This window comes from Fontibacterium abundans (SeqCode) (assembly GCF_965235095.1).
Taxonomy (GTDB): domain Bacteria; phylum Pseudomonadota; class Alphaproteobacteria; order Pelagibacterales; family Pelagibacteraceae; genus Fontibacterium; species Fontibacterium abundans.
This window is the reverse complement of record NZ_OZ249405.1, coordinates 821,924-845,867: the sequence shown is the minus strand read 5'-3', so window position 1 is coordinate 845,867 and position 23,944 is coordinate 821,924. Positions and strand designations below refer to the sequence as shown.

Below are 23,944 nucleotides of genomic sequence, written 5' to 3'. Positions count from 1 at the left end.
ACATGCTTAACATCACGCTTTTAGATGGAAAAAAACTTCAATTTCCAGGAAAAGTTAATGGACATGAGATAGCAAAAACTATCAGCCCTTCACTTGCAAAAAAAGCTTTAGTTATAAAAGTAAATGATAGTTTTAAGGATCTTAGTACATTTATTGAAAAAGATTCTACGGTACAAATCGTTACACTTGAAGATGATTACGGATTAGAGGTTATAAGACACGATACAGCACATGTTCTTGCTATGGCAGTTCAAGAATTATTTAAAGACACTCAGGTTACTATTGGTCCAGTTATTGAAAATGGTTTTTATTATGATTTTTCTAGGAAGAAACCTTTTACCGATGAAGATTTAGTAAAAATTGAAGAAAAAATGATAGAAATTATTGATCGAGATGAACCTACAACAAGAGAAGTTTGGGATAGAGAAAAAGCTATAGAACATTTTAAAAAAAAAGGAGAACTTTATAAAGCTGAAATAATAAATAGCATTCCAACTAAAGAAGAAATTTCAATTTATTTTCATGGTAAGTGGCATGATCTATGTAGAGGACCACATTTAACTTCTACTGGAAAAATAGGCAAAGCATTTAAGCTGACAAAACTTGCAGGAGCTTATTGGCGAGGAGATTCAAATAATGAAATGCTTCAAAGAATTTATGGAACATGCTGGAGAAATAAAAAAGAGTTAGATGAATATTTGCATAGAATAGAAGAAGCTGAAAAAAGAGATCATCGTAAACTTGGAAAAGTTATGGATTTATTTCATTTTCAAGAAGAAAGTCCGGGTGCCGTATTTTGGCATGAAGGAGGTTGGCAGCTGTTTCAGTCTCTTATTGATTTTATGCGTCAAAAACAAACTGAAGCTGGTTATCGAGAAGTAAACACACCTGATATTTTAGACAAAACATTATGGGAGAAATCTGGTCATTGGGAAAAATTTCAAGAACATATGTATACAACGAAAACTCCAGATGAGAGAGTTTTTGCAATCAAACCCATGAATTGTCCTGGCTGTGTTCAAATTTTTAATCAAGGACTTAAAAGCTATAGAGATTTACCCTTAAAATTATCAGAATTTGGCAAAGTCCATCGTTATGAAAGTTCGGGATCTTTGCATGGATTAATGAGAGTTAGGTCTTTCACACAAGATGACGCTCACATTTTTTGCACTGAAAATCAAATTACAGAAGAGTCATTAAAAGTTACTAAGTTGATTTTAGATATTTACAAAGCTTTTGGTTTTGAAAATGTAATTTTAAAATATTCTGATCGTCCAGCAAAAAGAGTTGGAGATGACAAACTATGGGATAAAGCAGAGGCTGCATTGTTAGAAGCTGTGAAAGCTTCAAAATTAGATTACTCTATTAATAAAGGCGAAGGAGCGTTTTATGGTCCTAAAATTGAATTCGTTTTAAGAGATACCATTGGTCGAGATTGGCAGTGTGGAACTTTGCAAGTAGATTTAAATTTACCAGGCAGATTAGGTGCTACTTATATTGATAAAGATGGAATTAAAAAGAATCCTGTTATGTTGCATCGGGCATTATTTGGATCACTTGAAAGATTTATAGGTATTTTAATTGAACATTACGCTGGTAAACTTCCGTTGTGGTTAGCACCTAAACAAGTTGCAATACTTCCAATTTCTCAAGAATTTGACGATTATGCAAAAAAAGTATCAGCTGAACTTGATAAAAACAAAATAAGGAATATTATCGATCTTAAGAATGAAAAAATTAACTACAAGATTAGAGAACACTCTTTGTCTAAGACTCCAATTTTAATGATTTGTGGATCTAAAGAACAAGAGAATCAATCAATTACACTTCGAAGACTTGGACAAGAAAAACAAGATACATTACCTTTAAATGAAGCTGTGAATTTATTAGTTAAAGAATCTTTAGCACCAAAAATCTAGGAGTATAGTTATTAATCAAAATTTTCAAAACAACAGAAGTAATTTTAGGTCCAACAGTTCTTCAAATCGCGGACCAAAAGTAAATGATAGAATTAGAGCAACCGATGTTCAATTAATTGGAAGTGATGGTCAAAATATTGGAATCGTTTCTTTAAATGATGCGCTGATGACCGCAAAAGAACAGGGTTTAGATTTAATCGAAATTGCTCCTAATGCAAAACCACCAGTTTGTAAAATAACTGATTTTGGAAAATATAAATACGAGTTACAAAAAAAAGCCAGCCAAGCAAAAAAGAAACAAAAAGTTGTAACTCTTAAAGAGATTAAAATGAGACCAGGAACAGATGTTCATGATTATAATTTTAAAATGAAAGCTACAGAGAAATTTTTAGTTAAAGGAGATAAAGTAAAATTTACAATAAAGTTTAAAGGAAGAGAAATGCAGCATTTAAAACTAGCACAAGATCTTGCAGCTAGAATTGTAAGTGATTTAAAAATAACAGGTAAAGTTGAACAGTCTCCAAAAATGGAAGGTAAACAAATGACCTTCATTATTCAGCCATTAAAATAGCAGTTTCTTCACTTTCATACTTATTGTTTTTCATCTTTAATATTAGTATAAACCGCAGGTATTTATTTTATGTATAAGATTAAAACTAAGAGCTCAGCTAAAAAAAGATTTAGAATTACAGCCACAGGTAAAGTAAAAATGCCTCAAGCTGGAAAAAGACATGGTATGATTAAAAGAACCAATTCTCAGATTAGAAGACAAAGAGGAATGGCAATTATGTCAAAACCTGATGCTAAGATTGTTAAATCTTACATGCCAAACAGTCTAAGAGGATAATTTATGTCACGAGTTAAACGAGGGGTAACAAGTCACGCAAAACATAAAAAAGTTTTCAAAGCTGCCAAAGGTTTTTACGGAAGAAAAAAAAATACAATTAGAACTGCTAAACAGTCAGTAGAAAAATCTTTACAATATTCTTATAGAGATCGCAGAGCTAAAAAAAGAAATTTTAGATCACTTTGGATACAAAGAATTAATGCAGGAGTTAGAGAGCAAGGTTTGACTTATTCTAAATTTATTAATGGTCTTAATAAAACAAAGATTTCTATTGATAGAAAAATTTTAGCAGATTTAGCTTATCAAAATCCAGAGGCTTTTAAATCCATCGTAAAAAAGGTACAGTCTAGCCTAAATTAGAAAACTAGTTTCATAAATACTAGTAGATCATCATGGATGAAATTTTACATTTAGAAAAAGAATTTAAATCTAAAATAGATCAATCCGATACCCTTCATAAAATCGAACTAATAAAATCGGAAGCTTTTGGCAAAAATGGAAAGATAGGTGAACTTTTTAAAAAAATCACAACTCTTCAAGTAGAAGATAGAAAAAATTTTGCTTCAAATCTAAATAAATTAAAAGACAATATTAATAATCTTATTAATTCTAAAATAAGTCTTTTTGAGCAAAAAGAGATTAATAAAAAATTAGCAGAAGATAGAATTGATATTACCTTACCAGGAAGACCCATTTCTTTTGGAAAAATTCATCCAGTTACACAAGTCATTGATGAGGTAACAGCTATTTTTGGAGAGATAGGATTTTCAGTAGCTGAGGGTCCCGATGTTGAAAATGAATATAATAATTTTACAGCATTAAACACACCGCCACATCACCCAGCAAGGGATATGCATGACACTTTTTATTTAGGTAAAGACAAAGAAATTTTATTAAGAACTCATACTTCGCCAGTACAAATAAGAACTATGTTGTCCGGAAAGCCACCGTTCAAAATTATTGCACCTGGTAGAACTTATAGATGTGATAGCGATCAAACTCATACTCCTATGTTTCATCAAGTTGAAGGCTTGCATATAGATAAAAATGTAAACATGGGCCATCTAAAAGGTGTTCTTGATTATTTTATTAGAAAGTTTTTTGAAGTGGATAAAATTAAGATGAGATTCAGACCAAGCCATTTCCCTTTTACTGAACCATCAGCGGAAGTTGATATTGGCTATGAATTAAAAGATGGAAAAATTGTTATTGGAGAAGGCGACAAATGGCTTGAAATATTAGGTTGTGGAATGGTCCATCCTAATGTTTTAAAAAATTGCAAAGTAAACACTTCAATCTATCAAGGTTACGCTTTTGGTATCGGAATCGATAGATTGGCTATGCTTAAATATGGAATAAACGATCTAAGATCTTTTTTTGAAACAGACGTTAGATGGTTAGAACATTATGGATTTGATCCATTAGATATACCAGCAAATTATAGAGGCTTTAGCAGATGAAAGTAACTTCTTCTTGGTTAAAGGATCATTTAAAAACAAGCGCAAATATTGAAAAGATTGTTTCAACTTTAAATAATATAGGACTTGAAGTTGAAAGTGTTGGAACAACAGATAAGAATAATTTTTTTTTAGTAGCGAAAATTATTAAAGCAGAAAAACATCCAAACGCAGATAAATTAAAATTATGTGATGTTGATATTGGCTCTGGAAAAATACTAAAAGTTGTTTGTGGTGCTTCAAATGCTAGAGATGGTTTATTAACTGTTTATGCAGGACCAGGGGCTATTATTCCAAAAAATCAACTTAAGATTAAAGTTACCAATATTAGAGGTGTCGATTCTTATGGAATGCTTTGTTCTGAATCTGAATTAGGTTTATCAGTTGAAAGCGAAGGAATTACCGAATTAGATTCAAAAAAATTTAAAGTCGGAAATAGTTATTTTAAAAACAATAGCGAGCCAGTAATTGACATATCTATAACCCCTAACAGATCTGACTGTTTAGGAGTGAGAGGTATTGCAAGAGATTTATCAACGGCAGGCCTTGGAAAATTAATCGATTTAGAAGAAATTAAATTAAAAACAAATATTAAAAATCCTTTTAAAGTTATTATTGATTCTAATTCTGGATGTTCTTCATTTACTCATTGCTACATTAAAGGAATTAAAAATATAGAAAGTCCAAAATGGTTAAAAAATAAATTAATTTCAATCGGAATGAATCCAATCTCAGCTGTTGTTGATATTACAAATTACATTATGGTTGATTTAAATAGACCTCTACATGCATACGATGCTGATAAAATTGATACAAAAGTTATTGTGCGCGCATCAAAAAAGGGAGAAAAGTTTTTAGCTTTAGATAATAATACTTATACACTTGAAGATGGCGCTTGTCTGATTACTAATGAGAAAGAAATCTTAGGTTTAGGAGGTGTAATAGGGGGAGAAAGTTCTTCAATTTCTTTAGATACTAAAAATATTTTTTTAGAATCAGCATTGTTTGACTCAGTTAAAATATCAAAAATTGCAAAAAAATTGGGCATTAATTCTGATGCTAAATTTAGATTTGAAAGAGGAGTTGATCCCAACCTCATGGAATATGGATTAAAACTTGCAGCAAAAATTATTAATAAATTATGCGGAGGAAAAATAAGTAACCTCACTATTTCTGGAGAAAGTAATTTTAAAAATAAACAAATTAAATTTAATTCAGATCAATTTGAAAAAATTATCGGAAGTAAAATCTCGTCAGCTGAAATTAAAAAAATTTTAGATAATTTAGGGTTTAAATTTAAAGAAAGTAAAAACGCATATACAATAAATATTCCAACTTGGCGTCCTGATATTAACGAAGAAGTTGATATAGTAGAGGAATTAATAAGAATTAGAGGTTATGATAAAATTCAGCTTATCAAGCCAGAAGTTGATAGCTCAAAAGATATTTTAACAGGAAAACAGAAATTACATCGATTTGCACAAAGATCTATAGCTAACAAAGGCTTTATGGAAACAATTACTTATTCTTTTACAAATTCAAAAATTGATTCTTTATTTGGTTTACATAGTAAAGATTTATTAATTGCTAATCCAATTTCTAATGATTTAGATACTTTAAGATCTTCTATTTTTTCAAATCTTTTAATTCATATTAAAAATAATATTCATAGGAATTTTGAAGATCAAAAAATATTTGAATATGGACCAGTATTTTTAGGTTCAAAACCAGGAGAACAAATTGCCGTTATTGGAGGAATTCAAATTGGAAAAATTTATAGAAAAAATTGGTTAGAAAAAGATAAGGACGTTGATGTTTTTGAAATTAAAGATTCTGTTTATAAAACATTAATTGAACTTGGAATTCACGAGCAAGATCTAAAAGTTATTCAGGAATCCGAATCGTATTATCATCCAGGCAGATCGGGAAAATTTTATTTAAATTCTAATAAGTTGCCAGTTGCCAATTTTGGAGAAATTAACCCTAAAATTACTAAAGAACTTGATATTAAAAATGGGCCTATTTTTGGTTTTCAAATTCTTTTAAATAATATTCCAGTTATTAATAACCAAAATACAGAAAAGAAAATTAAATATGTTTTTTCGAATTTTCAAAAAGTTGAAAGAGATTTTGCATTTATTATTGATAAAAAATTTGAAGCAGAAAAAATTGTTAATGTATTACTTAGTGTAGATAAAAAATTAATAAAAAAAATAAGAATATTTGATGTTTTCCAAGGAGGAAATATTGAAAAGAATAAAAAATCTATTGCTTTAAATTTATTAATCCAATCACAAGACAAGACATTAAATGATAAAGAAATTGAAGAATTAAGTGATAAAATAATTCAAATAATGCAAAAATCTTTTGATGCAACATTAAGATCCTAAATGTCAGCACAAGAAAATATAAGAAATTTTGCAATTATTGCACACATTGATCACGGTAAATCCACTTTTGCAGATAGATTAATTCAAAAATGCGGAGGTCTTACAGAACGTGAGATGACAACTCAAGTTTTAGATTCAATGGACTTAGAGAAAGAAAGGGGAATTACTATCAAAGCTCAAACAGTTAGATTGAATTATAAATCAAAAAAAGATGGTAAAAATTACGTCCTAAATATTATTGACACACCGGGCCACGTCGATTTTAGTTACGAAGTAAACAGGTCACTTGCTTCATGTGAAGGTTCATTACTTATTGTTGATAGCACCCAAGGTGTGGAAGCTCAAACTTTAGCAAATGTTTACCAAGCCATGGATAATCAACATGAGATTATAACGGTTTTAAATAAAATAGATTTACCAGCATCAGATGTTGAAAGAGTAAAAAAACAAATTGAAGATGTTATAGGAATTGATACTTCAGATGCTTTGTCAGCCTCTGGGAAAACAGGAGAAGGGGTAGATGAAATATTAGAAGCAATTGTTGAAAAACTTCCTTCGCCAAAAGGAAATAAAGATTTACCTTTAAAAGCATTACTAGTTGATAGTTGGTATGACAGTTATTTGGGAGTTGTTATATTGGTTAGAATACTAGATGGGGCAATTAAAAAAGGAATGGAAATTTTATTGATGTCGACAAACACAAGACATCCAGTTGAAAGAGTTGGTGTGTTTACTCCTAAAGCAGAGAATAAAGAATATTTAGGACCTGGAGAAATTGGTTTTATTGTTACAGGCATCAAAGATCTCTCAGATACTAAAATTGGAGATACGATAACAGATTATACTAATCCTATAAAAGATCCGTTGCCAGGATTTAAACCTAGTAAGCCAGTTGTGTTTTGTGGATTATTTCCAGTTGATAGCACAGAATATAATTTATTAAGGGACAGTCTTGCAAAATTAAAATTAAACGACTCTAGTTTTGTTTATGAGCCTGAAAATTCTGCTGCGCTAGGATTAGGTTTTAGATGTGGTTTCTTAGGACTTCTACATCTTGAAATTATTGTTCAAAGATTAGACCGCGAATATAATTTAAATTTAATTACCACAACACCAGGTGTTGTTTATAAAATTACAAAACCTGATGGCACAGTTATGGATCTTCAAAATCCTGCTAATATGCCAGAACCAAATTTTATTAAATCTATTAATGAACCTTGGATTAACGCAACAATAATTCTTCCAGAAGAATATTTGGGTTCAATTATGAAATTATGCGAAGAAAAAAGAGGGAAACAAAAGAGTTTAAGTTATTCAGGAAATCGTGCAGTTCTATCTTATGAATTGCCATTAAACGAAGTCGTTTTTGATTTTTACGATAAGATCAAATCTATTTCTAGTGGTTATGCAAGTTTTGATTATGAGTTGAGCGACTATAGAGAGGGTGATTTGATTAAATTATCCATACTAGTAAATGAAGAGATGGTTGATGCGTTGTCTATGATTATTCATAAAGATTTTGCAGTAAGACAAGGAAGATTAATGTGTGAAAGATTAAAAGATTTAATACCAAGACATCAATTTCAAATACCAATTCAGGCAGCTATTGGTGGAAAAGTTATAGCAAGAGAAACAATATCTGGTTATAGAAAAGATGTTATCAGCAGAATTCACGGTGGAGGCGCCAGAGACAGAAAGAAAAAACTTTTAGAAAAGCAAAAAAAAGGAAAAGCAAGAATGAGACAGTTCGGAAGCGTTGATATTCCCCAGGAAGCTTTTATTGAAGTTCTTAAGATAAATAAAAATGAATAATTATTTTTATTTAATTATATAAAAATTTTCTCAGATTTTTTTTTTATTTGAGTCAATAAATTTAATAACATAATACTTTTTTTATTATGATTTGTAGACTTAATTCTATTTAAGTAAAAGTTAAAAGCATTGTTAATTTGATTAGATCTTTTTATTTTTATTTTCTTACGTTTTTTTTTAAAAGCAATACTAATGTTTCCTGTTTGAGATATTTTTTTAGAAAAAATAAATTTTGCATTTAAAGTCCCTTTGGAGCCAATAATTTTTATATAATTTTGATAAGGCGAGCTGTAACCCCATTTATATTTAAGCTTAGTTTTGTTTAATTTTATATTAGCCTCTCCCATTATATCAACATTTATATTTTTTTTATAAAAGATTTTGCAATTTACAATTTTGTATTTTGTATTTTTTAATAAAAATATTAGCGTAGATAATGGATAAACACCCACATCTAAAAGTGCACTTCCTCCTAAATTTTTTTTAAATCTAAAATTTTTTTTATCGATTATCGGAACATTAAAAGCACTATCAATATAAATAACTCTACCTAAAACTTTATTTTTTAAAATTTTTTCAATTTTATAAAATAATGGATGAAAACAATATTGATAGATCTCATCCACTTTTAATTTATTTTTTTTTGCTAAAGATAAAATTTTTTTTAGTTGGTTTGTATTTTTACAAATAGGTTTTTCACATATAATATTTTTTTTATATTTTAAGGCTAACATACAATCTTTAAAATGATTTGCCGTAACTGACGATATATAAACAGTATCGTATGATTTATCTAAAAAAAATTTGACTTTTTTTTTATATAATTTTGAATTTTGAAAATATTGATCATTATTAACTTTATTTCCTAAACTAAGAATTGCGGAAGGTATTATATTTTTATTTCTTTTTATGCTAGGTATCACTTTGTTCATTAAGTGATTGCTATATGACAAAAAACCTAACTTTTTTATCATTCTATAAAAAAGAAACCAAACTTCTAAGATGTGGATTTACCATAGCATTCTCTAAAATTAATTCTTTTATCTGTTTTAATGTTACCCATGTGTAATCTTCATCTATAATAATTTCTTCCTTTGATTGATGGTTTATTAGCATCCCTAAATTTCTTTTATTTTTCAACCTTCCACCTTCTTCGGAAAACCATTGTTTAAATATTATTTTACAATTATTTTTATTTGGATTTGTAAAATATTTTAATAATCTCGTTTCGGCGCCTTTATGTGCTCTGCTTATATTGCTAAAAGTTGATTGAAGTGTAGGGCTAAGCTGTATTAATTTATAGTTTCCAGGTTCAAATTTAGCATTAATTAAGTAATGGGGGTTGCCATTTATTTCCTTTCTTAGCAATCCTAATATTCCGCCTTTAAAATTTGGCTCAGTAAGGATGGGCTGGTCCCATCCAGAAGAAACTTCTCTATTATAGGATTTAATGACTCTTATCCCTTCGACTTTAAAAAATTTATTAGTTTTGTGTTTTATATTCTTATTATTCATCTGCCAATTACGGCATTCTGAAAGATTTATTTTTATTACTTTAGTATTTGATTTTTTTATAATGTTTTTGTACCACTTTTTTATTTTTTTTAAAGAATTTAAACTTTTGTCTTTTTCACGAATTTCGTTTCTTAATTTTTTAATAATTTTTTTATTTAATCTCATATTATTTTAGGAGTTGGAACATGAGTAATAAATTTTCCTCCTCTTTTTATAAACTTTTTTTCTTTATTAAAAATTTCTTTTTTAAAATTCCAAGCTCCTAGAAATGCATAATCTACGCTAGAGTCCAAACTTTCAGAAGGCTTTATAATTGGTATATGTGTACCAGGAGTATATTTTCCCTGTTTTGTCTCCGTTGTATCAATAAAGTAATCAATATATTTTGTATTAATCTCGCAGTAATTTAAAACTGTGGCCGATTTGTAAGTTGCTCCGTAGCCTATAATCTTTTTTTTTTTTTTTAGATTATCAAAAATTTTAATTAAATTCTTTTTTGAAGATTCAACTTTCTTCGCAAAGTTTTTATAAGTTTCATATTTATTCATTCCAAAGTCTAACTCAGATTTAATCGCTTTATTTACTGCTTGAGAAATATTAATTTTATTTTTCTTTTTTTTTATAAAAATTCTTTGCGAGCCTCCATGTGTTGAAATTTTCTGTACATCGAATATTTCTAATTCTGTTTCTAAAAGAAGGTTGGATATTCCAAGAACTGAGAACACATAAGCATGCTCATCATAAAATTGGTCATAAGATATTTTTTTTAAAACTTCCAACAAAGAAGGATCTTCAATAACAAATATACCATCCTGCGATAGTGATATTTCTACCGCAGATATTGTTTCTTTTAAATTATGAATATGACTAATGGTGTTAGCTGAATATATAAACTCAAAGGTATTGTATTTATTAATAATTTCCTTTGCTAAATTAATATCCCAAAAATTAGGGTATGTTTTTATGCCCATTTCATTCGTAATAAGAGCTAAATTTTTACAAGGCTCAACACCAATTCTTAAAATATTATTAAAGTTCTTTAAAAAAATACCATCATTACTTCCTATCTCTAGAATCGATTCTGGTGCAAATTTTTTTTTTATATAATTTGATAATTCATAATTTGACATCTGCATAGTTTTCGACATTGAGGCTCTGTGAGCATATGTTTCGTTAAACATTTTTTCAGGAGATACAAAATTTGAAAGAGATACGATTTTGCTTTTTTCGTCAAAAGTTATTTTTAAGTCGTAAAAGAATTCATTTTTTGGTTTTGGAGTATTTAGGAAGTTGTTCGTTATAGGCTGCTTACCTAAATTTAAAAACTCTATTTTCGTCATTTCTAGAAATGATATAATGACTTTAATTTTTTAATATTTAAAGATGTATTATGTCCAATTAAATACTGCTTATTTTTTGGCATTATTTTTTTTTTAATTTCTTTATTATATTTTTTAGCAAAATTATAGGCTGAACTTTTTTTTCCTCCAATATTTATTATCCCTTTTTTATCAATTAATTTTAAAATAATTTTTGCAGCATCTGACTTTTTTAAAAAACTCGTAATGTAATTTGTGTATGCGACGTTATGTGGGTAAATATCTTCAGTCATACAAATTCTTAATATTAAAGAATTTTTGTATAGTTTAACAGCACACTCACCGCCTAGTTTTGACCATCCGTAAGAATTAACAGGCATTAAATAGTCTGTTTCTTTATAATTTCCTCTTATTCCAGGATAAACGAAATTAGTTGAAATATAGATAATTTTAATTTTGAGCAAACTACAAGCAATCACCACATTTGAAGTGCCTATAATATTAATTTTAATACTTTCTTCTATCTTAGCCTCATGTTGAGACATTGGTTTAGTTAATGCTGCGGCATGTATCATACAATTTACTTTTGTTTTTTTAATAAACTTAATAATGGATTCCAATTTTGTTATATCCATTTCCCTTTTAGCAGGAGTAAAGATTCTGAATTGCGTATTATGTTTTAATATTAGTTTTGCAAGCTCACCGTCTCCTCCTGATATTAAAATTTTTTTCATTTTTTATTAGTCAGAAGTGTTGGTAAATTTCTATCTTTAATAGATAATATAGGTTTTTTAATTTTCCAGAAAATATTTAATATCTTATCATCCCATTTTATTCCTCTATTTTTTTTAGGATTGTAGGTTTTAGATAAAAAATATAACAAAATATTTTCTTTTCCTATGCAGCGGTAACCATGGGCCAAACCTTTTGATATGTAGATTGAATCTCCTTTTTTTAGTGAATTGTAATATATTTTTTTATAATCTTTTCCTTTTTTAAGATTCACACAAACATCAAGAATTTTACCTTTGACTATATAAATAATTTTTTCTTCAGAAAGATCTTTTTCATAATGAAGACCTCTAATCACATTTTTTTTTGATGATGTTAATATACTGTAATAAAATTTTTTTTTATAATTAGTAGGTAAGAGCTCTAATAAAAAACCTCTTGAATCTTTGTATTTTTTTAGCTTAATCCTTTTTACAAACATTAGTTTAGTTTTTTATTAAATCTTTTAAATATTTAGAGTAATTTGAATTTTTAAAGAATTTTATCCTATTTATTATATTTTTTTTTGTAATCCATCCATTATTTAGAGCTACTTCTTCTAAACATCCAATTTTATAATTCTGTCTTTCTTCAATATTTTGAATAAAATTACCAGCATTCTGCAAATCTTCAAAATTTCCAACATCTAACCATGCGCTTCCTCTCCCCAATTTAATTGTATTTAAAAGTTTTTTTTTTTTATAAATATTTATTAAGTCAACAATTTCTAACTCTTTTCTTTTAGAAGGTTTTAGTTTTTTTGCATATTGGACCACATTTTTATCAAAAACATACATTCCTGTAATAACTAATTCAGATTTTGTAAATTTTGGTTTTTCAATAATTTTTTTTATCGAACCATCTTTTTTAAATTCGACCACTCCATAAGCAGAAGTATTTTTACTTGGGTATAAATAAATATTTGAACCTACGTGATTTGAAAAACTATCCTTAATTAATGGTGAAAGCATACTTCCGTAAAAAAAATTGTCACCCAATATCATTGCGACTGAATCATTCCCTATAAAATTTTTTCCAATAATAAAAGCTTCTGGCAAACCCTTTGGTTTTAGTTGTGTCTTATATTGTATAGTTATTCCTAAATCTTTAACTGAACCTAGCACTTTGCTAAAATATTTATTTTGATTTTTATTAACTATAAATAAAAATTTTTTTATGCCACACAACATCAACAGTGACAAAGGATAAAAAAACATTGGCTTACCAAACACTGGTAATGTTTGCTTGTTAATAGATTTTGTTACTGGAAACATTCTGCTACCAGTTCCGCCACAAAGAATAATTGCTTTATTTATCATTAAGTCCTATTCTTTTACCTGCGTGTCTGTTTTTTTGATAGTTTACCCAATCTTTACTTGCTAAATACCATTCAATTGTTTTTTTAATTCCACTTTTGATAGTATGTTTCATTTTGAATTTCGTTTTTTTATAAAATAAATTTGAATTAATAGCATATCTTGTATCATGACCAGGACGATCTTTAATAAATTTAATAAAATTTTTCTTATTTGCAGAGGTAAGTTTTTTTTCTTTTAAAATATTAAATATTATAGTTGCTAATTGAATATTATTTAATCGAAGATTAGATCCAATGTTTAGTCTTTCATATTGATTATGTATTTTTAAAATTTTGTAAATCGCTTCACAGGTATCTTGAACAAATATCCACTCCCTAATATTCTTGCCATTTCCATATATTGGAGCTTTATTATTTTTCATTAAATTAAAAATTACAGTCGGTATATATTTTTCTAAGAACTGATAAGGACCAAAATTATTACATAAATTTAATATTTTAATTGGAAGTTTATAAGTTTTTATAAATGATATCGCTATTAAATCAGCGGAAGCCTTAGAGGAAGCATAAGGTGAAGAAGGATTGTAACGTGTATCTTCCGTAGACGAACCCTTTAAAATTGAACCAAATACTTCATCAGTAGAGATATGAAAAAAGATTGTTTTTTTATGAATTTTAGAAAAATTTTTAAATACTTCGAATAAATTAATAGATGACAAAATGTTATTTTTTAGAAAAAAGCTTGGATCGTCTATTGATCTATCTACATGACTTTCAGCAGCAAAATTAATGATAAAGTCTGGTCTAATTTGGTAAAAAATTTTTTTTACTTTATTTTTATTTAAAAGGTTTGCTTTATAAAATTTATAATTTTTTTTATTTTTTAATATCTTAAATTTTTCAGGTGTAGAAACTTTAGATAATTTATCTATATTATAAATTTTGTAATTTTTTTTTATAAGATAATTAATAAGATTACTTCCTATAAAACCAGAACCACCAGTTATTAATATTTTCTTCATTATTATTTTTTTATATTTTAGGTCTATACCAAGACTTTTTATTTATATATGCATTAAAAAGACCAAGAAACCTATATTTATAAAATAAAAATTTTTTTTTATTAATAAAATAGTGAAAAGAAGTTCTAAAGAACATTCGAAATAAAGTAGGAAACATATAAATTATTGCAAATAAATAATTATTATTTTTTCTATAAAAATAAAAAGAAGACCATAGATAGTGCCAATTTCGATTTAATTCTATTGGTACATTATGTTTTTTATTATGTGACCCATAAGAGTGATTAAATTGTATTGGAGTTTCATAAATGCTTTCTTTTTTTTTTATAAATCTACTTATTAAATCCATATCTTCGTAGTATAAAAAAAAATTTTCATCAAATCCCTTAAGTTCAGTAAATTTTTTTTTCATTATAAACATTAATGCTGCGCCACGTGGTTTTTTTAATAATGTAATTCTTTTTTTTTTTAATTTATTTTCTGAAGGTAGTAAAACACCAAAATCATCATTCAAATTTTTTGCAATTTGATTTAAATTTGATATTGCTTTTTTTTCTAATTTTGTGTCGGGCCCTAAAAATAAAAGGTATTTACTATTAGCTTGTAAAGCCGCAAGATTTGCAGCCTGTCCAAAACCATTGTTTTGATGGTTAATTATTACTCTTAGATTTTTATATGAATTTTCTAAATCAGATTTTAATTTATAATCATTAGAATTATCCACCACTATAATTGATGTTTTTTTTTCAATACTATTAATACAATTCTTTATTACCCATGCACTGGTGTACGAAACTATAATAGCCGTTGTTAAAGAATGCATGATAATTATATAATAAAATACTATTATAAATTTTAATATATATTTTTGAGTAAGTAGCCACGGGAGAGATGGCCGAGTGGTTGAAGGCGCCCGCTTGGAAAGCGTGTATACTGTTAAAGGTATCAAGGGTTCGAATCCCTTTCTCTCCGCCAGTTTAATTTTTTTTTATAGAATCTAGTATTTTTTTTATAATTATTTCTTTGCAAATTAAATTAGAATTATAATAAAAAATTTTATTACTTATAATTTTACTTTCAGGTTTAGTATAAATAGGCAAGTAAATTGAGTGCACTTTTTTTTTAAGAGACGCTCCAATGCAAACTGGACCGGATTCATTTCCAATTACATGAGTTGATTTTTGAATAATTGAAATAATTTCAGAAATAGATTTTTTATATGTATATTTAATAAGTTGATTATTTTTAAAAAAATTTTTAAAACTTTTTAAGTAATGATGATTATTTTTTGAAAAATTTATATATATTTTATGTTTTGTCTCTAGCAATTTATTAGTAAGTAAAATAAAATTATTTAACGGCCAATTATTTTGATTATGATGTGAATCTACACTTAAAAATATATTTTTTTTATTTGAATCATTTTTAAAGTATTTTTTTTTAAGAAAAAAATTTTCTTTCCTTGTAGCCAAACCAATTTTTTTTGAATACCTTTGCAAATTAATGCTAGAAGAATAATTAAAAAATTTTTTATCTTTAAAATAAAATTTATTTAATCCATAAATAATTTTTTTTTTTGAATTAGAAAAAAATAGCGGAAAAACTAGTCGAGTAGCTCTACTGGTAAGAATTGTGTAGTCAGAATTATATGAATTTATTAATTTGATGAATTTATAAAATTTAATAATAAATTTAAACAATCCCACTCTACTGTTATCAAAGTAACTTATAGAATTTATAAAATTTTCATTTTTATAAATTTCCTTGGCTTTATTTACTTTATTACTTAATAAATCTATTTTTACATTATATTTCTTATTAAGAGTTCTTAAAAGAGGAAGATGGTATATTATATCTCCAATACCTCTGTGTGCAATTATAACTAAAATTTTTTTTATCATTCTATTATTTGCAAAATAAATTTAATATGAATTTTTTTTCTAATATTAAAAATATTTTTAAAAAATAAATATATCATGGACAAAGTCGTTGTTATCTATTCACATCATAAGATAGGTGATTTAATTTGGCAATTACCATTTATTAGATCTTTAAGTTTGCATCATGGTAAGAAAATTATTTTAGTAACGCAAGCAACTACGCAAGCGGCAGAACTATATTCAGATTGTGATTTTATTGAAGAAGTAATTTATAATCAATTTAGAAAAAAATTATTTTATTTTATTGAAATATTTAAATTATATAAAATTATAAAAAAAATTAACCCTACTTATGTATATCTTTTAGACAAAATTTCACGACCTGCAATTGCTGCGAAATTTGCATGTGTAAAAAATATTATTGGCCCTGGGTTAGGTAATCAAAAAAGATGGTTAACAAATAAATATTTTTTAGAATTGTCGGATAAAAAATTAGATTATGTAAATCAAACAAAAAAATTTTTTTTAATTAATAATATTAAAATTCAAGATTCATTTCCTAAAATATTAATTACAGAAAAAAGATTAGAATATTTTTACAAAAAATATGAAAAATATGAGAAGCCTTGGGTTACTTTTGGAGTTGATTCGTATGAGCCTAACAAAATCTGGTATGAAGATAATTTTAATCTACTAGCTGAAAATTTATTAAAAATTGGCAAAGCAAAAAGTTTTTTTTTAGTCGCGCATCCTTCAAGAAAAGATTACGTCGAGAGAATTATTTCATTGAATAAAAAAATTAATTATATTGATTGTTCTCAAATTAGACTTTTGGAGTTTTGTAGCATCGTATTAAAAAGCTCATTTTATGTAGGCAATGATTCCGGCCCATTAAATTTGTCAGCTATTTTAGGGGTAAAAAGTTTTGGTCTTGTTGGTCCGACCAGCGCTTCAGTTCACAAACTCTCTAATATTATAATTATTAAATCCAAAGATTACGATGGTGAAGTGGAAAAAGATGCAACAAAAAAAGTTTATTCGAAACCAAGAGAAATTATGAAAGGCATAACTGTAGAAAAAGTTTTAGATAAGATTATGTTATCTTAGAATATTTATATTTCTATTTTACGAGTAATATTTAATGACTAAATTATCAAAAAAATTTAATTATTTAAGACCTTTAAATGCCTGTCGGTTAACTAGGTTAGGAAATAATAAAGATGGAGGATATGTAGTTTCTAATTTAGCATTAAAAAAAAGTGACACTTTACTTTCCTTTGGTCTAGGAGATAATTTTACTTTTGAAAAAGATTTTTTATCATCAACAAAAGGTACAAAAATTTTTATTTATGATCATACTGTTCATTATTTTTCATTCTTAAAAAAAATATACAAAACATTTAAGAGAGTATTTTATTTTAAGGCTAATTTTTTTGATGTTATTAATAGAGTGTTAAATTTAATTAATTATTTTACATTTTTTAAAATAAATGATGCACGACATATAAAATTAGAAGTTGTTTCTAAAATTTCAAAACCATATCAAACAAATTTAAAAAATATTTTTAATATAATACCATCAAGAAATATAATTTTATCTATAGATATCGAAGGCGGCGAATATCAAATAATTAAAGATTTAGTTAAATTTGAGGATAGAATTAATTTATTAGTTATTGAGTTTCATAATACATTTATTCTAAGAAAAAATTTTAAGAAATTAATTCTTCTGCTAAAAACTTTTTTTAATATCATTCATCTACATGGAAATAATCACGAGTCTATTGCTAGAGATGGATTGCCTACTGTCTTAGAATTAACTTTTTTAAACAAAAAAAAATTTTTTATAAATAAAAAAAATTTTCCCATAGATAAACTTGATTTTCCAAATGTACCCTCTCTAAAAGATTATAAAATAAATTTTCATTAATTTTTAGAGTTATTGTTTTCGTAAATTTGGTAGAATAATTTCAGTAGATTTATAATTCTTAGATCTGAACCCATTGTTGCATTTATATTGTTCGTTACGTAAGCAATTCCAACGCCTAACTTAGGGTCTGCAAATCCAGTAGATCCTCCCCAGCCGTTATGTCCAAAAGATTCTTTATTCTTTCCAAATGACCATCCACCACGAAGTATTAAACCAACTTGAGACCATCTAATTGGCAACATTAAACTTTCATCAACTCTACTATCGTTCTCAGTTAGACATTTTTTAATTGATGGTTTTGATAATAAAATATTTTTTTCTAATTTTAGATCATTTACAAAAATATCATAAATTTTAGCAATAGATTTTGCATTTCCATGACCATTCATTGAAGGAACTTCTGCGACCTGCCAATTTTCTTTATTATAAAAATTTATTTCATGTTCAGGATTATTAAATGCATTAAATTCAGCTGAAATTTTACTTTCTTTCTTGTCTTCATAAAGAAAAGCAATATTAGAAAGTTTTTTTTTTGGCGTTCCGATAAAAAAATCTAAATTAAGTTTTTTTGATAACAATTCAGAAGTTAGTTCTCCTAAACTTTTGTTTGTTGTTTTCTTTATAATCTCCCCGATTAAAAATCCGTGAGTTTTTGCATGGTAATACGTTCTTTCACCACACGCATGATCTGGTTCCTGATTTTCTAAAATAGTTATTATCTTATTCCAATCTAAAAGATCTTCTTGTGTAATTTTTTCTTTAAATCTATAGAGCCCAGACTGATGAGACAGAATATGTTTTAGTTTGATTTCTCTTTTATTACTTTGTTTAAAAGCGTTCCAATAATAAGAAACAGATTTTTCTAAATCTAAAATGCTTTGATCAATTAGAATCGAGACAATAATTTCGTAAATACCTTTTGTCGCTGAAAATACATTTACGATTGTATTTTCTTCCCAATTATTATTATTATTTTTAAAACCACCATGTAGATCTATTAATGGTTTTCCTTCTTTATAAATTGCAAAAGAAGCTCCAATTTCTTCTTGTTTTAAGAAGTAACTCTCAAATATTTTTTTTACAGGATTGTATTTTTCTTCACAATAACCATTTATCATTTTTAAAATGATAAATTGAAAGCAAAGTTTTTTCCAAGACTAAGTTTGAGATCTTGACAGAATCTAGCCGCTTCTGCCCCATCAATTATTCTATGATCGTAAGAGAGAGATATCGGCATCATTGCTCTTGCTATAAATTTTCCCTCAATAAACACTTGTTTTATTTCTGTTTTTCCTATCCCAATTATTGCCACTTCTGGATTGTTAATAATTGGAGTAAAAAAACTTCCACCAATTCCTCCTAAACTAGAAATCGTCATTGACCCCCCAAAAAATTCTTTTTTATCTATTTTAAGTTCCTTACTAAGCTTGCTAATCTTTCTAAGTTCATTACTTAAAGTCAGAAGATCTTTTTGATCAACATTTCTCATTTTTGGAACCATTAAACCATGAGGCGTGTCTACAGCAACTCCAATATGAAAATATTTTTTATAAATAATATTTTCGCCAGCAGACTCAAGTGAGGAATTAAAATTTGGGTATTTTTTCATGCCATTAACCAAAGCCTTCATTATAAAAGCAAGAGGAGTGATAGTAATTTTTTCTTTTGTATTAAGATCTATTAAATTTTTTCTAAAGTGTTCCATATCTGTAACATCAATTTCATCAAATTGTGTTACATGAGGAATTTCATTCCAGGCCTTAACTAAATGAGGACCAGATAGTCTTTTGATTCTTGGTATTTTTTGTATATCAATCTCACCAAATTCTCCATGCTCATACGGAAGCTTTTCTTCTTTTGTTTCTATTTTTTGTATAACTTCTTCTTTGTTAATTTTATTGTTTAAAGTACTTTTAATAAATTGTTTGATATCTTCTTCAAGAATTCTTCCTTTTCTTGCACTTCCCTCAACTAACTGAATATTAACACCAAGCTCTCTAGCGAATTTTCTTATTTTTGGACTTGCGCTTTTAATGTTTTGATATTGATTATTGTCTTGCGAAAGATTTTCTACAATTACTTGTTCTTTTATTTTTGTTTCTAAGTTTTGAATAAGAATTTCTGCAATTGAATCTCCAACTTTAACTTGTTGAGCTTTTTTAAGTATTATATTTTTAACAATTCCTGATATTGGCGATGGTATTTCATAAGCATTTTCTTCATCCTCAATTAACAGTGCTATATCATCAGCTTTAATAAATTGATCTTTTTTTAAAAGAATTTCAGCAATAATTAAATTTTTAGCTGTTCCAAGGGAGGGAATTTTTAATAACGTTGTATTTTTAGGAGCTCTACTTTCTTTTTGTATTTCAATCTTTTTATCTTCAGATTTTTGTTCTTGGATTAGTTCATCAGAAGTGATTTCTATTTCGCCTATTTTATCACCTTCAGAAATTTTATCTCCAACCTTAATTTTAATAATTTTAACTTTACCTGAAAACTGAGAAGGAACCTCAACACTTGATTTGTCGCTTTCTAAAGTGATGATTCCATCATTTTTTTTTATATTTTGATTTTCTTTTATAAGAACTTCTATGATTTCTACATTTTTAAAATCACCAATATTAGGAACTACTAAATCAACAATTTTAGCCATTTTAAACTACAGTTTTGTTGGGATAGGTTTTTTTGGATCAATATTATATTTTTTCATCGCATCAGTAGCTACTTTTGATGCAATTTTTTGCTCTTTTACTAAAGTGCTTAATGTAGAATAAACAATAAATTCTTTATTAACTTCAAAAAATTTTCTTAAATTTTTTCTAGTATCGCTTCTTCCAAATCCATCTGTTCCCAAAGTCACATATGTGCCAGGAACATAGTTTCTAATTCCCTCAGATAATGTCCTTATATAATCTGTCGCCGCTATAAAAGGACCTGTTCTTTTTTCAAAACATTTTTCTATGTAAGTTTTTTCTGGTTTTTTATCTGGGTTTAGTAAATTTTTTCTTTCAATTTCTATTGCATCTTTTCTTAATTCATTAAAACTTGTTACGCTCCAGATATCAGAATCAATTCCAAAGTCAGAACTTAATATTTCTGCTGCCTTTATCACTTCATTTAATATTGCTCCAGATCCAAGCAATTGAACTTTAGTTTTTCCTTTATTATTAATTTCTTTAAATAAATACATACCTTTTAAGATGTCTTCCTTTTTTACATCTTTAGGCATTGCAGGATGTTTATAATTTTCATTTAAAGTTGTTATGTAATAAAAAACATTTTCTTGTTTTTCATGCATTCTTTTCAATCCATCTTCGAATATTACCGCTAACTCATAAGAAAAAGTCGGATCATAACTGACGCAATTAGGAATAGTAGATGCCATTACTAAACTGTGACCATCCTGGTGTTGTAATCCTTCACCCGCAAGAGTGGTTCTTCCTGATGTTGCTCCAATTAAAAAACCTCTACATTGAGCATCACCAGCTGCCCAAGCAAAGTCACCAATTCTTTGAAAACCAAACATTGAATAAAAAAGATAAATAGGAATCATTTCAATATTATGGTTGGAGTAGGATGTTCCTGCGGCTATCCAAGAGGACATAGCGCCAGCTTCTGTAATTCCTTCCTCTAATACTTGACCGCTTTTGTCTTCACGATAAGAGCTTAATTGTTCAGAATCTACAGGTTCATATTTTTGACCTTCGTGAGCATAAATTCCAATTTTTTGAAAAAATCCTTCCATTCCAAATGTTCTTGCTTCATCCGGAATTATTGGAACTAATCTTGAAGAATATTCTTTGTCCCTTAAAATCTTAATAAGCATACTAACAAGAGCCATAGTTGTTGACAGTTCTCTGTCGCCAGAATCTAAATAAGAAGACTCAAAAATTTCAGTGGCTGGAGTTTTTAGAGCTTTTGTTTTCGTTCTTCTTGTTGGAATAAAACCACCAAGTTCCCTTCTTCTTTCTTTGATGTATTGAATTTCTTCTGATTTTTCATCAGGTTTATAAAACTCTAAGTTTTCAACTTGCTTATCAGTAATTGGAATATTAAATCGATCTCTAAAGTAATACATATCATTAACGTTTAATTTTTTTTGTTGATGGGTTGTATTGATACTTTCTCCACTTTTGCCCATTCCATAGCCTTTTATAGTTTTTGCTAAAATTACCGTAGGAGATCCTTTGTGATTTTGAGCAGCATGATATGCGGCATATACTTTATGAGGATCGTGACCTCCTCTGTTAAGTTTCCATATGTCCTCATCGGTCATATTTGAAACCAACTCTCTTAATTCTGGATATTTTCCAAAGAAATGACTTCTAACATAAGCCCCACCTTTTGCCTTGAATGCTTGGTATTCTCCATCAACACACTCTTCCATTCTTTTTAATAATAGACCTGTCTTATCTTTTGTAAGAAGAGGGTCCCAATAAGATCCCCAAATAACTTTAAGCACATTCCAGCCTGCTCCTCTAAACAAACCTTCCATTTCTTGTATTATTTTTCCATTACCTCTTACAGGTCCATCTAATCTTTGAAGATTACAATTGATTACAAATACTAAATTATCCAACTTTTCTCTTGCCGCTAAACTAATAGCACCTGTTGACTCAGGTTCGTCCATTTCTCCATCACCTAAAAAAACCCAAACTTTTCTATTTTGATCTTCTATTAAAGATCTGTTTTGCAAATACTTCATAAATCTTGCCTGATAAATTGCCATGATAGGACCAAGACCCATTGATACCGTTGGAAATTGCCAGTAGTTTGGCATCAACCACGGATGAGGATATGAAGACAGCCCGCCTCCATCAACTTCTTGTCTAAAATTTTCTAATTGTTTTGTAGTTATTCTTCCTTCAAGAAAGGATCTTGCATAAATACCAGGAGCGCAGTGACCTTGAAAATATATTAAATCTCCTAAATTTTTTTCATTTTGGGCTTTCCAAAAATGGTTAAAACCAACATCATATAAAGTTGCAGCAGATGCAAAAGTTGCAATATGCCCACCAAGTTCTGGAAGCTTTTTATTAGCACGCACAACCATACATGCCGCATTCCATCTAATTAAAGATCTTATCTTATTCTCTAAGATTTGATCTCCAGGAGACTTGGTTTCCATCTCCCTTGGGATTGTATTAATATAAGGTGTTTTTTGATTATAAGGTAAATTCGAACCAGAAATGTAAGCTTGATTAATTAATTTGCCTAAAAGATAATTAGCTCTTTTTGGACCATCTCTTTCAACCACACCATTTAATGATTCAATCCATTCTACAGTCTCCTGAGGGTCTACATCTCCGATACTATCTTGTTCAGAAGAATAGTTTGTAAATTTCTTATATTCAACTTTTGTTTCAAAATTTTGCTTAGGTTCTTCTTTTACAATTTTATTTTCAGGATCCTTTTTTTTTAAAATTTTTTCAGCTTCTTGAATGATTTTTTCTGTTTCTGGAAGTATAGATTTATTATCCTTTATTTTTGTAGAATCTCCATTACTTAAAGTAGCTATTAATGATCCTTTTGAGACTTTATCTCCAACCTTAACTTTTATACTTGAAATTTTACCATCGAAAGGTGATGGAACCTCTACGCTCGATTTATCACTTTCTAATGTAAGAATTGGATCATTTTTCTTAATTTGATCACCTTCTTTTACTAATACTTCTATAATCTCAACATTCTTAAAATCCCCTATGTCAGGAACCTTAATTTCTAAATTCATAAATTTTATTATATTTAAATGCTCTTTATA

Annotated in this window: 21 protein-coding genes and 1 tRNA gene; 10 read left to right on the top strand and 12 right to left on the bottom strand. The window is 27.6% G+C overall.

Annotation, left to right across the window (positions count from 1 at the left end; all coding sequences use genetic code 11):
- Positions 1 to 2: 2 nt before the first annotated feature.
- The 7 genes from thrS to lepA all read left to right on the top strand — a co-directional run bounded on the left by thrS (position 3) and on the right by lepA (position 8,425).
- The gene (thrS, locus tag AC8GER_RS04670; protein ID WP_506597693.1) at positions 3 to 1,919 is read left to right on the top strand and encodes a threonine--tRNA ligase; all 1,917 of its coding nucleotides are present in this window, start codon (positions 3 to 5) and stop codon (positions 1,917 to 1,919) included.
- Positions 1,920 to 1,929: 10 nt separating this feature from the next.
- A complete protein-coding gene (gene infC / locus AC8GER_RS04665; RefSeq protein WP_506598497.1) occupies positions 1,930 to 2,490 on the top strand; it encodes a translation initiation factor IF-3 in 561 nt (186 codons plus the stop codon).
- A 69-nt stretch (positions 2,491 to 2,559) separates the two neighbouring features.
- On the top strand, positions 2,560 to 2,766 hold the full coding sequence (gene rpmI, locus AC8GER_RS04660; RefSeq protein ID WP_017943965.1) for a 50S ribosomal protein L35: 207 nt from the start codon (positions 2,560 to 2,562) through the stop codon (positions 2,764 to 2,766).
- A 3-nt stretch (positions 2,767 to 2,769) separates the two neighbouring features.
- A complete protein-coding gene (rplT, locus tag AC8GER_RS04655; protein ID WP_017943964.1) occupies positions 2,770 to 3,126 on the top strand; it encodes a 50S ribosomal protein L20 in 357 nt (118 codons plus the stop codon).
- Between the two features lie 32 nt (positions 3,127 to 3,158).
- Positions 3,159 to 4,226, top strand: coding sequence for a phenylalanine--tRNA ligase subunit alpha (gene pheS / locus AC8GER_RS04650; protein ID WP_506597692.1), 1,068 nt, complete (start codon positions 3,159 to 3,161; stop codon positions 4,224 to 4,226).
- Positions 4,223 to 6,613 carry a phenylalanine--tRNA ligase subunit beta gene (gene pheT / locus AC8GER_RS04645; RefSeq protein ID WP_506597691.1) on the top strand — a complete coding sequence of 797 codons (2,391 nt, stop codon included), beginning with the start codon at positions 4,223 to 4,225 and terminating at the stop codon, positions 6,611 to 6,613. Before pheS ends, pheT begins: the two co-directional genes overlap by 4 nt.
- Positions 6,614 to 8,425 (top strand): translation elongation factor 4, encoded by a 1,812-nt coding sequence (gene lepA, locus AC8GER_RS04640; RefSeq protein ID WP_506597690.1) that lies wholly within the window; start codon positions 6,614 to 6,616, stop codon positions 8,423 to 8,425.
- A 14-nt stretch (positions 8,426 to 8,439) separates the two neighbouring features.
- On the opposite strand, the gene AC8GER_RS04635 is transcribed toward lepA, so the two are convergent.
- From AC8GER_RS04635 to AC8GER_RS04600, 8 genes are read right to left on the bottom strand one after another with little or no spacing between them, the layout of a single operon-like run.
- Positions 8,440 to 9,357, bottom strand: coding sequence for a Gfo/Idh/MocA family protein (locus AC8GER_RS04635; RefSeq protein ID WP_506597689.1), 918 nt, complete (start codon positions 9,355 to 9,357; stop codon positions 8,440 to 8,442).
- 43 nt (positions 9,358 to 9,400) lie between these two features.
- Complete coding sequence (locus tag AC8GER_RS04630; protein WP_506597688.1) at positions 9,401 to 10,105, bottom strand: NDP-hexose 2,3-dehydratase family protein; 705 nt, start codon at positions 10,103 to 10,105, stop codon at positions 9,401 to 9,403.
- Positions 10,102 to 11,280, bottom strand: coding sequence for a class I SAM-dependent methyltransferase (locus AC8GER_RS04625; protein WP_506597687.1), 1,179 nt, complete (start codon positions 11,278 to 11,280; stop codon positions 10,102 to 10,104). The genes AC8GER_RS04630 and AC8GER_RS04625 overlap by 4 nt, the downstream gene beginning before the upstream one ends.
- A 2-nt stretch (positions 11,281 to 11,282) precedes the next feature.
- Positions 11,283 to 11,993 carry a sugar nucleotide-binding protein gene (locus AC8GER_RS04620; protein WP_506597686.1) on the bottom strand — a complete coding sequence of 237 codons (711 nt, stop codon included), beginning with the start codon at positions 11,991 to 11,993 and terminating at the stop codon, positions 11,283 to 11,285.
- Positions 11,990 to 12,472 carry a dTDP-4-dehydrorhamnose 3,5-epimerase family protein gene (locus AC8GER_RS04615; protein ID WP_506597685.1) on the bottom strand — a complete coding sequence of 161 codons (483 nt, stop codon included), beginning with the start codon at positions 12,470 to 12,472 and terminating at the stop codon, positions 11,990 to 11,992. Before AC8GER_RS04615 ends, AC8GER_RS04620 begins: the two co-directional genes overlap by 4 nt.
- A gap of 4 nt (positions 12,473 to 12,476) precedes the next feature.
- On the bottom strand, positions 12,477 to 13,349 hold the full coding sequence (locus AC8GER_RS04610; RefSeq protein WP_506597684.1) for a sugar nucleotidyltransferase: 873 nt from the start codon (positions 13,347 to 13,349) through the stop codon (positions 12,477 to 12,479).
- Complete coding sequence (locus AC8GER_RS04605) at positions 13,339 to 14,370, bottom strand: dTDP-glucose 4,6-dehydratase (protein WP_506597683.1); 1,032 nt, start codon at positions 14,368 to 14,370, stop codon at positions 13,339 to 13,341. Before AC8GER_RS04605 ends, AC8GER_RS04610 begins: the two co-directional genes overlap by 11 nt.
- Before the next feature lie 10 nt (positions 14,371 to 14,380).
- Positions 14,381 to 15,193: a glycosyltransferase gene (locus AC8GER_RS04600; RefSeq protein WP_506597682.1), complete on the bottom strand. Its 813-nt coding sequence runs from the start codon at positions 15,191 to 15,193 to the stop codon at positions 14,381 to 14,383.
- A gap of 62 nt (positions 15,194 to 15,255) precedes the next feature.
- Here AC8GER_RS04600 and AC8GER_RS04595 point away from each other — a divergent pair.
- Positions 15,256 to 15,345, top strand: a tRNA-Ser gene (locus AC8GER_RS04595).
- A 2-nt stretch (positions 15,346 to 15,347) separates the two neighbouring features.
- Here AC8GER_RS04595 and AC8GER_RS04590 read toward each other — a convergent pair.
- Positions 15,348 to 16,271, bottom strand: coding sequence for a glycosyltransferase family 9 protein (locus AC8GER_RS04590; RefSeq protein WP_506597681.1), 924 nt, complete (start codon positions 16,269 to 16,271; stop codon positions 15,348 to 15,350).
- Positions 16,272 to 16,346: 75 nt separating this feature from the next.
- Here AC8GER_RS04590 and AC8GER_RS04585 point away from each other — a divergent pair, with 75 nt between their 5' ends.
- On the top strand, positions 16,347 to 17,357 hold the full coding sequence (locus tag AC8GER_RS04585; protein WP_506597680.1) for a glycosyltransferase family 9 protein: 1,011 nt from the start codon (positions 16,347 to 16,349) through the stop codon (positions 17,355 to 17,357).
- A 34-nt stretch (positions 17,358 to 17,391) separates the two neighbouring features.
- Positions 17,392 to 18,180: a hypothetical protein gene (locus AC8GER_RS04580; RefSeq protein WP_506597679.1), complete on the top strand. Its 789-nt coding sequence runs from the start codon at positions 17,392 to 17,394 to the stop codon at positions 18,178 to 18,180.
- On the opposite strand, the gene AC8GER_RS04575 is transcribed toward AC8GER_RS04580, so the two are convergent.
- Genes AC8GER_RS04575 through aceE form a run of 3 tightly spaced genes read right to left on the bottom strand, consistent with a single transcriptional unit; the run spans position 18,177 to position 23,914 of the window.
- Positions 18,177 to 19,298, bottom strand: a complete 1,122-nt coding sequence (locus AC8GER_RS04575; RefSeq protein WP_506597678.1) for a serine hydrolase domain-containing protein — start codon at positions 19,296 to 19,298, stop codon at positions 18,177 to 18,179. The two genes, AC8GER_RS04580 and AC8GER_RS04575, sit on opposite strands and share 4 nt — an antisense overlap.
- Positions 19,299 to 19,300: 2 nt before the next feature.
- Positions 19,301 to 20,836 (bottom strand): 2-oxo acid dehydrogenase subunit E2, encoded by a 1,536-nt coding sequence (locus AC8GER_RS04570; protein WP_506597677.1) that lies wholly within the window; start codon positions 20,834 to 20,836, stop codon positions 19,301 to 19,303.
- A 6-nt stretch (positions 20,837 to 20,842) separates the two neighbouring features.
- Positions 20,843 to 23,914 carry a pyruvate dehydrogenase (acetyl-transferring), homodimeric type gene (gene aceE, locus AC8GER_RS04565; protein ID WP_506597676.1) on the bottom strand — a complete coding sequence of 1,024 codons (3,072 nt, stop codon included), beginning with the start codon at positions 23,912 to 23,914 and terminating at the stop codon, positions 20,843 to 20,845.
- Between the last annotated feature and the right edge of the window lie 30 nt (positions 23,915 to 23,944).

What these genes read in the sequence shown, in the direction of transcription:
- lepA (WP_506597690.1), top strand. Translation starts at nt 6,614, where the DNA reads ATGTCAGCACAAGAAAATATAAGAAATTTTGCAATTATTGCACACATT.
- AC8GER_RS04570 (WP_506597677.1), bottom strand. Translation starts at nt 20,836, where the DNA reads ATGGCTAAAATTGTTGATTTAGTAGTTCCTAATATTGGTGATTTTAAA.
- pheS (WP_506597692.1), top strand. Translation starts at nt 3,159, where the DNA reads ATGGATGAAATTTTACATTTAGAAAAAGAATTTAAATCTAAAATAGAT.
- AC8GER_RS04575 (WP_506597678.1), bottom strand. Translation starts at nt 19,298, where the DNA reads ATGATAAATGGTTATTGTGAAGAAAAATACAATCCTGTAAAAAAAATA.
- rplT (WP_017943964.1), top strand. Translation starts at nt 2,770, where the DNA reads ATGTCACGAGTTAAACGAGGGGTAACAAGTCACGCAAAACATAAAAAA.
- AC8GER_RS04610 (WP_506597684.1), bottom strand. Translation starts at nt 13,349, where the DNA reads ATGATAAATAAAGCAATTATTCTTTGTGGCGGAACTGGTAGCAGAATG.
- AC8GER_RS04585 (WP_506597680.1), top strand. Translation starts at nt 16,347, where the DNA reads ATGGACAAAGTCGTTGTTATCTATTCACATCATAAGATAGGTGATTTA.
- pheT (WP_506597691.1), top strand. Translation starts at nt 4,223, where the DNA reads ATGAAAGTAACTTCTTCTTGGTTAAAGGATCATTTAAAAACAAGCGCA.
- AC8GER_RS04620 (WP_506597686.1), bottom strand. Translation starts at nt 11,993, where the DNA reads ATGAAAAAAATTTTAATATCAGGAGGAGACGGTGAGCTTGCAAAACTA.
- AC8GER_RS04580 (WP_506597679.1), top strand. Translation starts at nt 17,392, where the DNA reads ATGACTAAATTATCAAAAAAATTTAATTATTTAAGACCTTTAAATGCC.
- aceE (WP_506597676.1), bottom strand. Translation starts at nt 23,914, where the DNA reads ATGAATTTAGAAATTAAGGTTCCTGACATAGGGGATTTTAAGAATGTT.
- AC8GER_RS04600 (WP_506597682.1), bottom strand. Translation starts at nt 15,193, where the DNA reads ATGCATTCTTTAACAACGGCTATTATAGTTTCGTACACCAGTGCATGG.
- AC8GER_RS04590 (WP_506597681.1), bottom strand. Translation starts at nt 16,271, where the DNA reads ATGATAAAAAAAATTTTAGTTATAATTGCACACAGAGGTATTGGAGAT.
- AC8GER_RS04625 (WP_506597687.1), bottom strand. Translation starts at nt 11,280, where the DNA reads ATGACGAAAATAGAGTTTTTAAATTTAGGTAAGCAGCCTATAACGAAC.
- AC8GER_RS04635 (WP_506597689.1), bottom strand. Translation starts at nt 9,357, where the DNA reads ATGAACAAAGTGATACCTAGCATAAAAAGAAATAAAAATATAATACCT.
- rpmI (WP_017943965.1), top strand. Translation starts at nt 2,560, where the DNA reads ATGTATAAGATTAAAACTAAGAGCTCAGCTAAAAAAAGATTTAGAATT.
- thrS (WP_506597693.1), top strand. Translation starts at nt 3, where the DNA reads ATGCTTAACATCACGCTTTTAGATGGAAAAAAACTTCAATTTCCAGGA.
- AC8GER_RS04605 (WP_506597683.1), bottom strand. Translation starts at nt 14,370, where the DNA reads ATGAAGAAAATATTAATAACTGGTGGTTCTGGTTTTATAGGAAGTAAT.
- AC8GER_RS04630 (WP_506597688.1), bottom strand. Translation starts at nt 10,105, where the DNA reads ATGAGATTAAATAAAAAAATTATTAAAAAATTAAGAAACGAAATTCGT.
- AC8GER_RS04615 (WP_506597685.1), bottom strand. Translation starts at nt 12,472, where the DNA reads ATGTTTGTAAAAAGGATTAAGCTAAAAAAATACAAAGATTCAAGAGGT.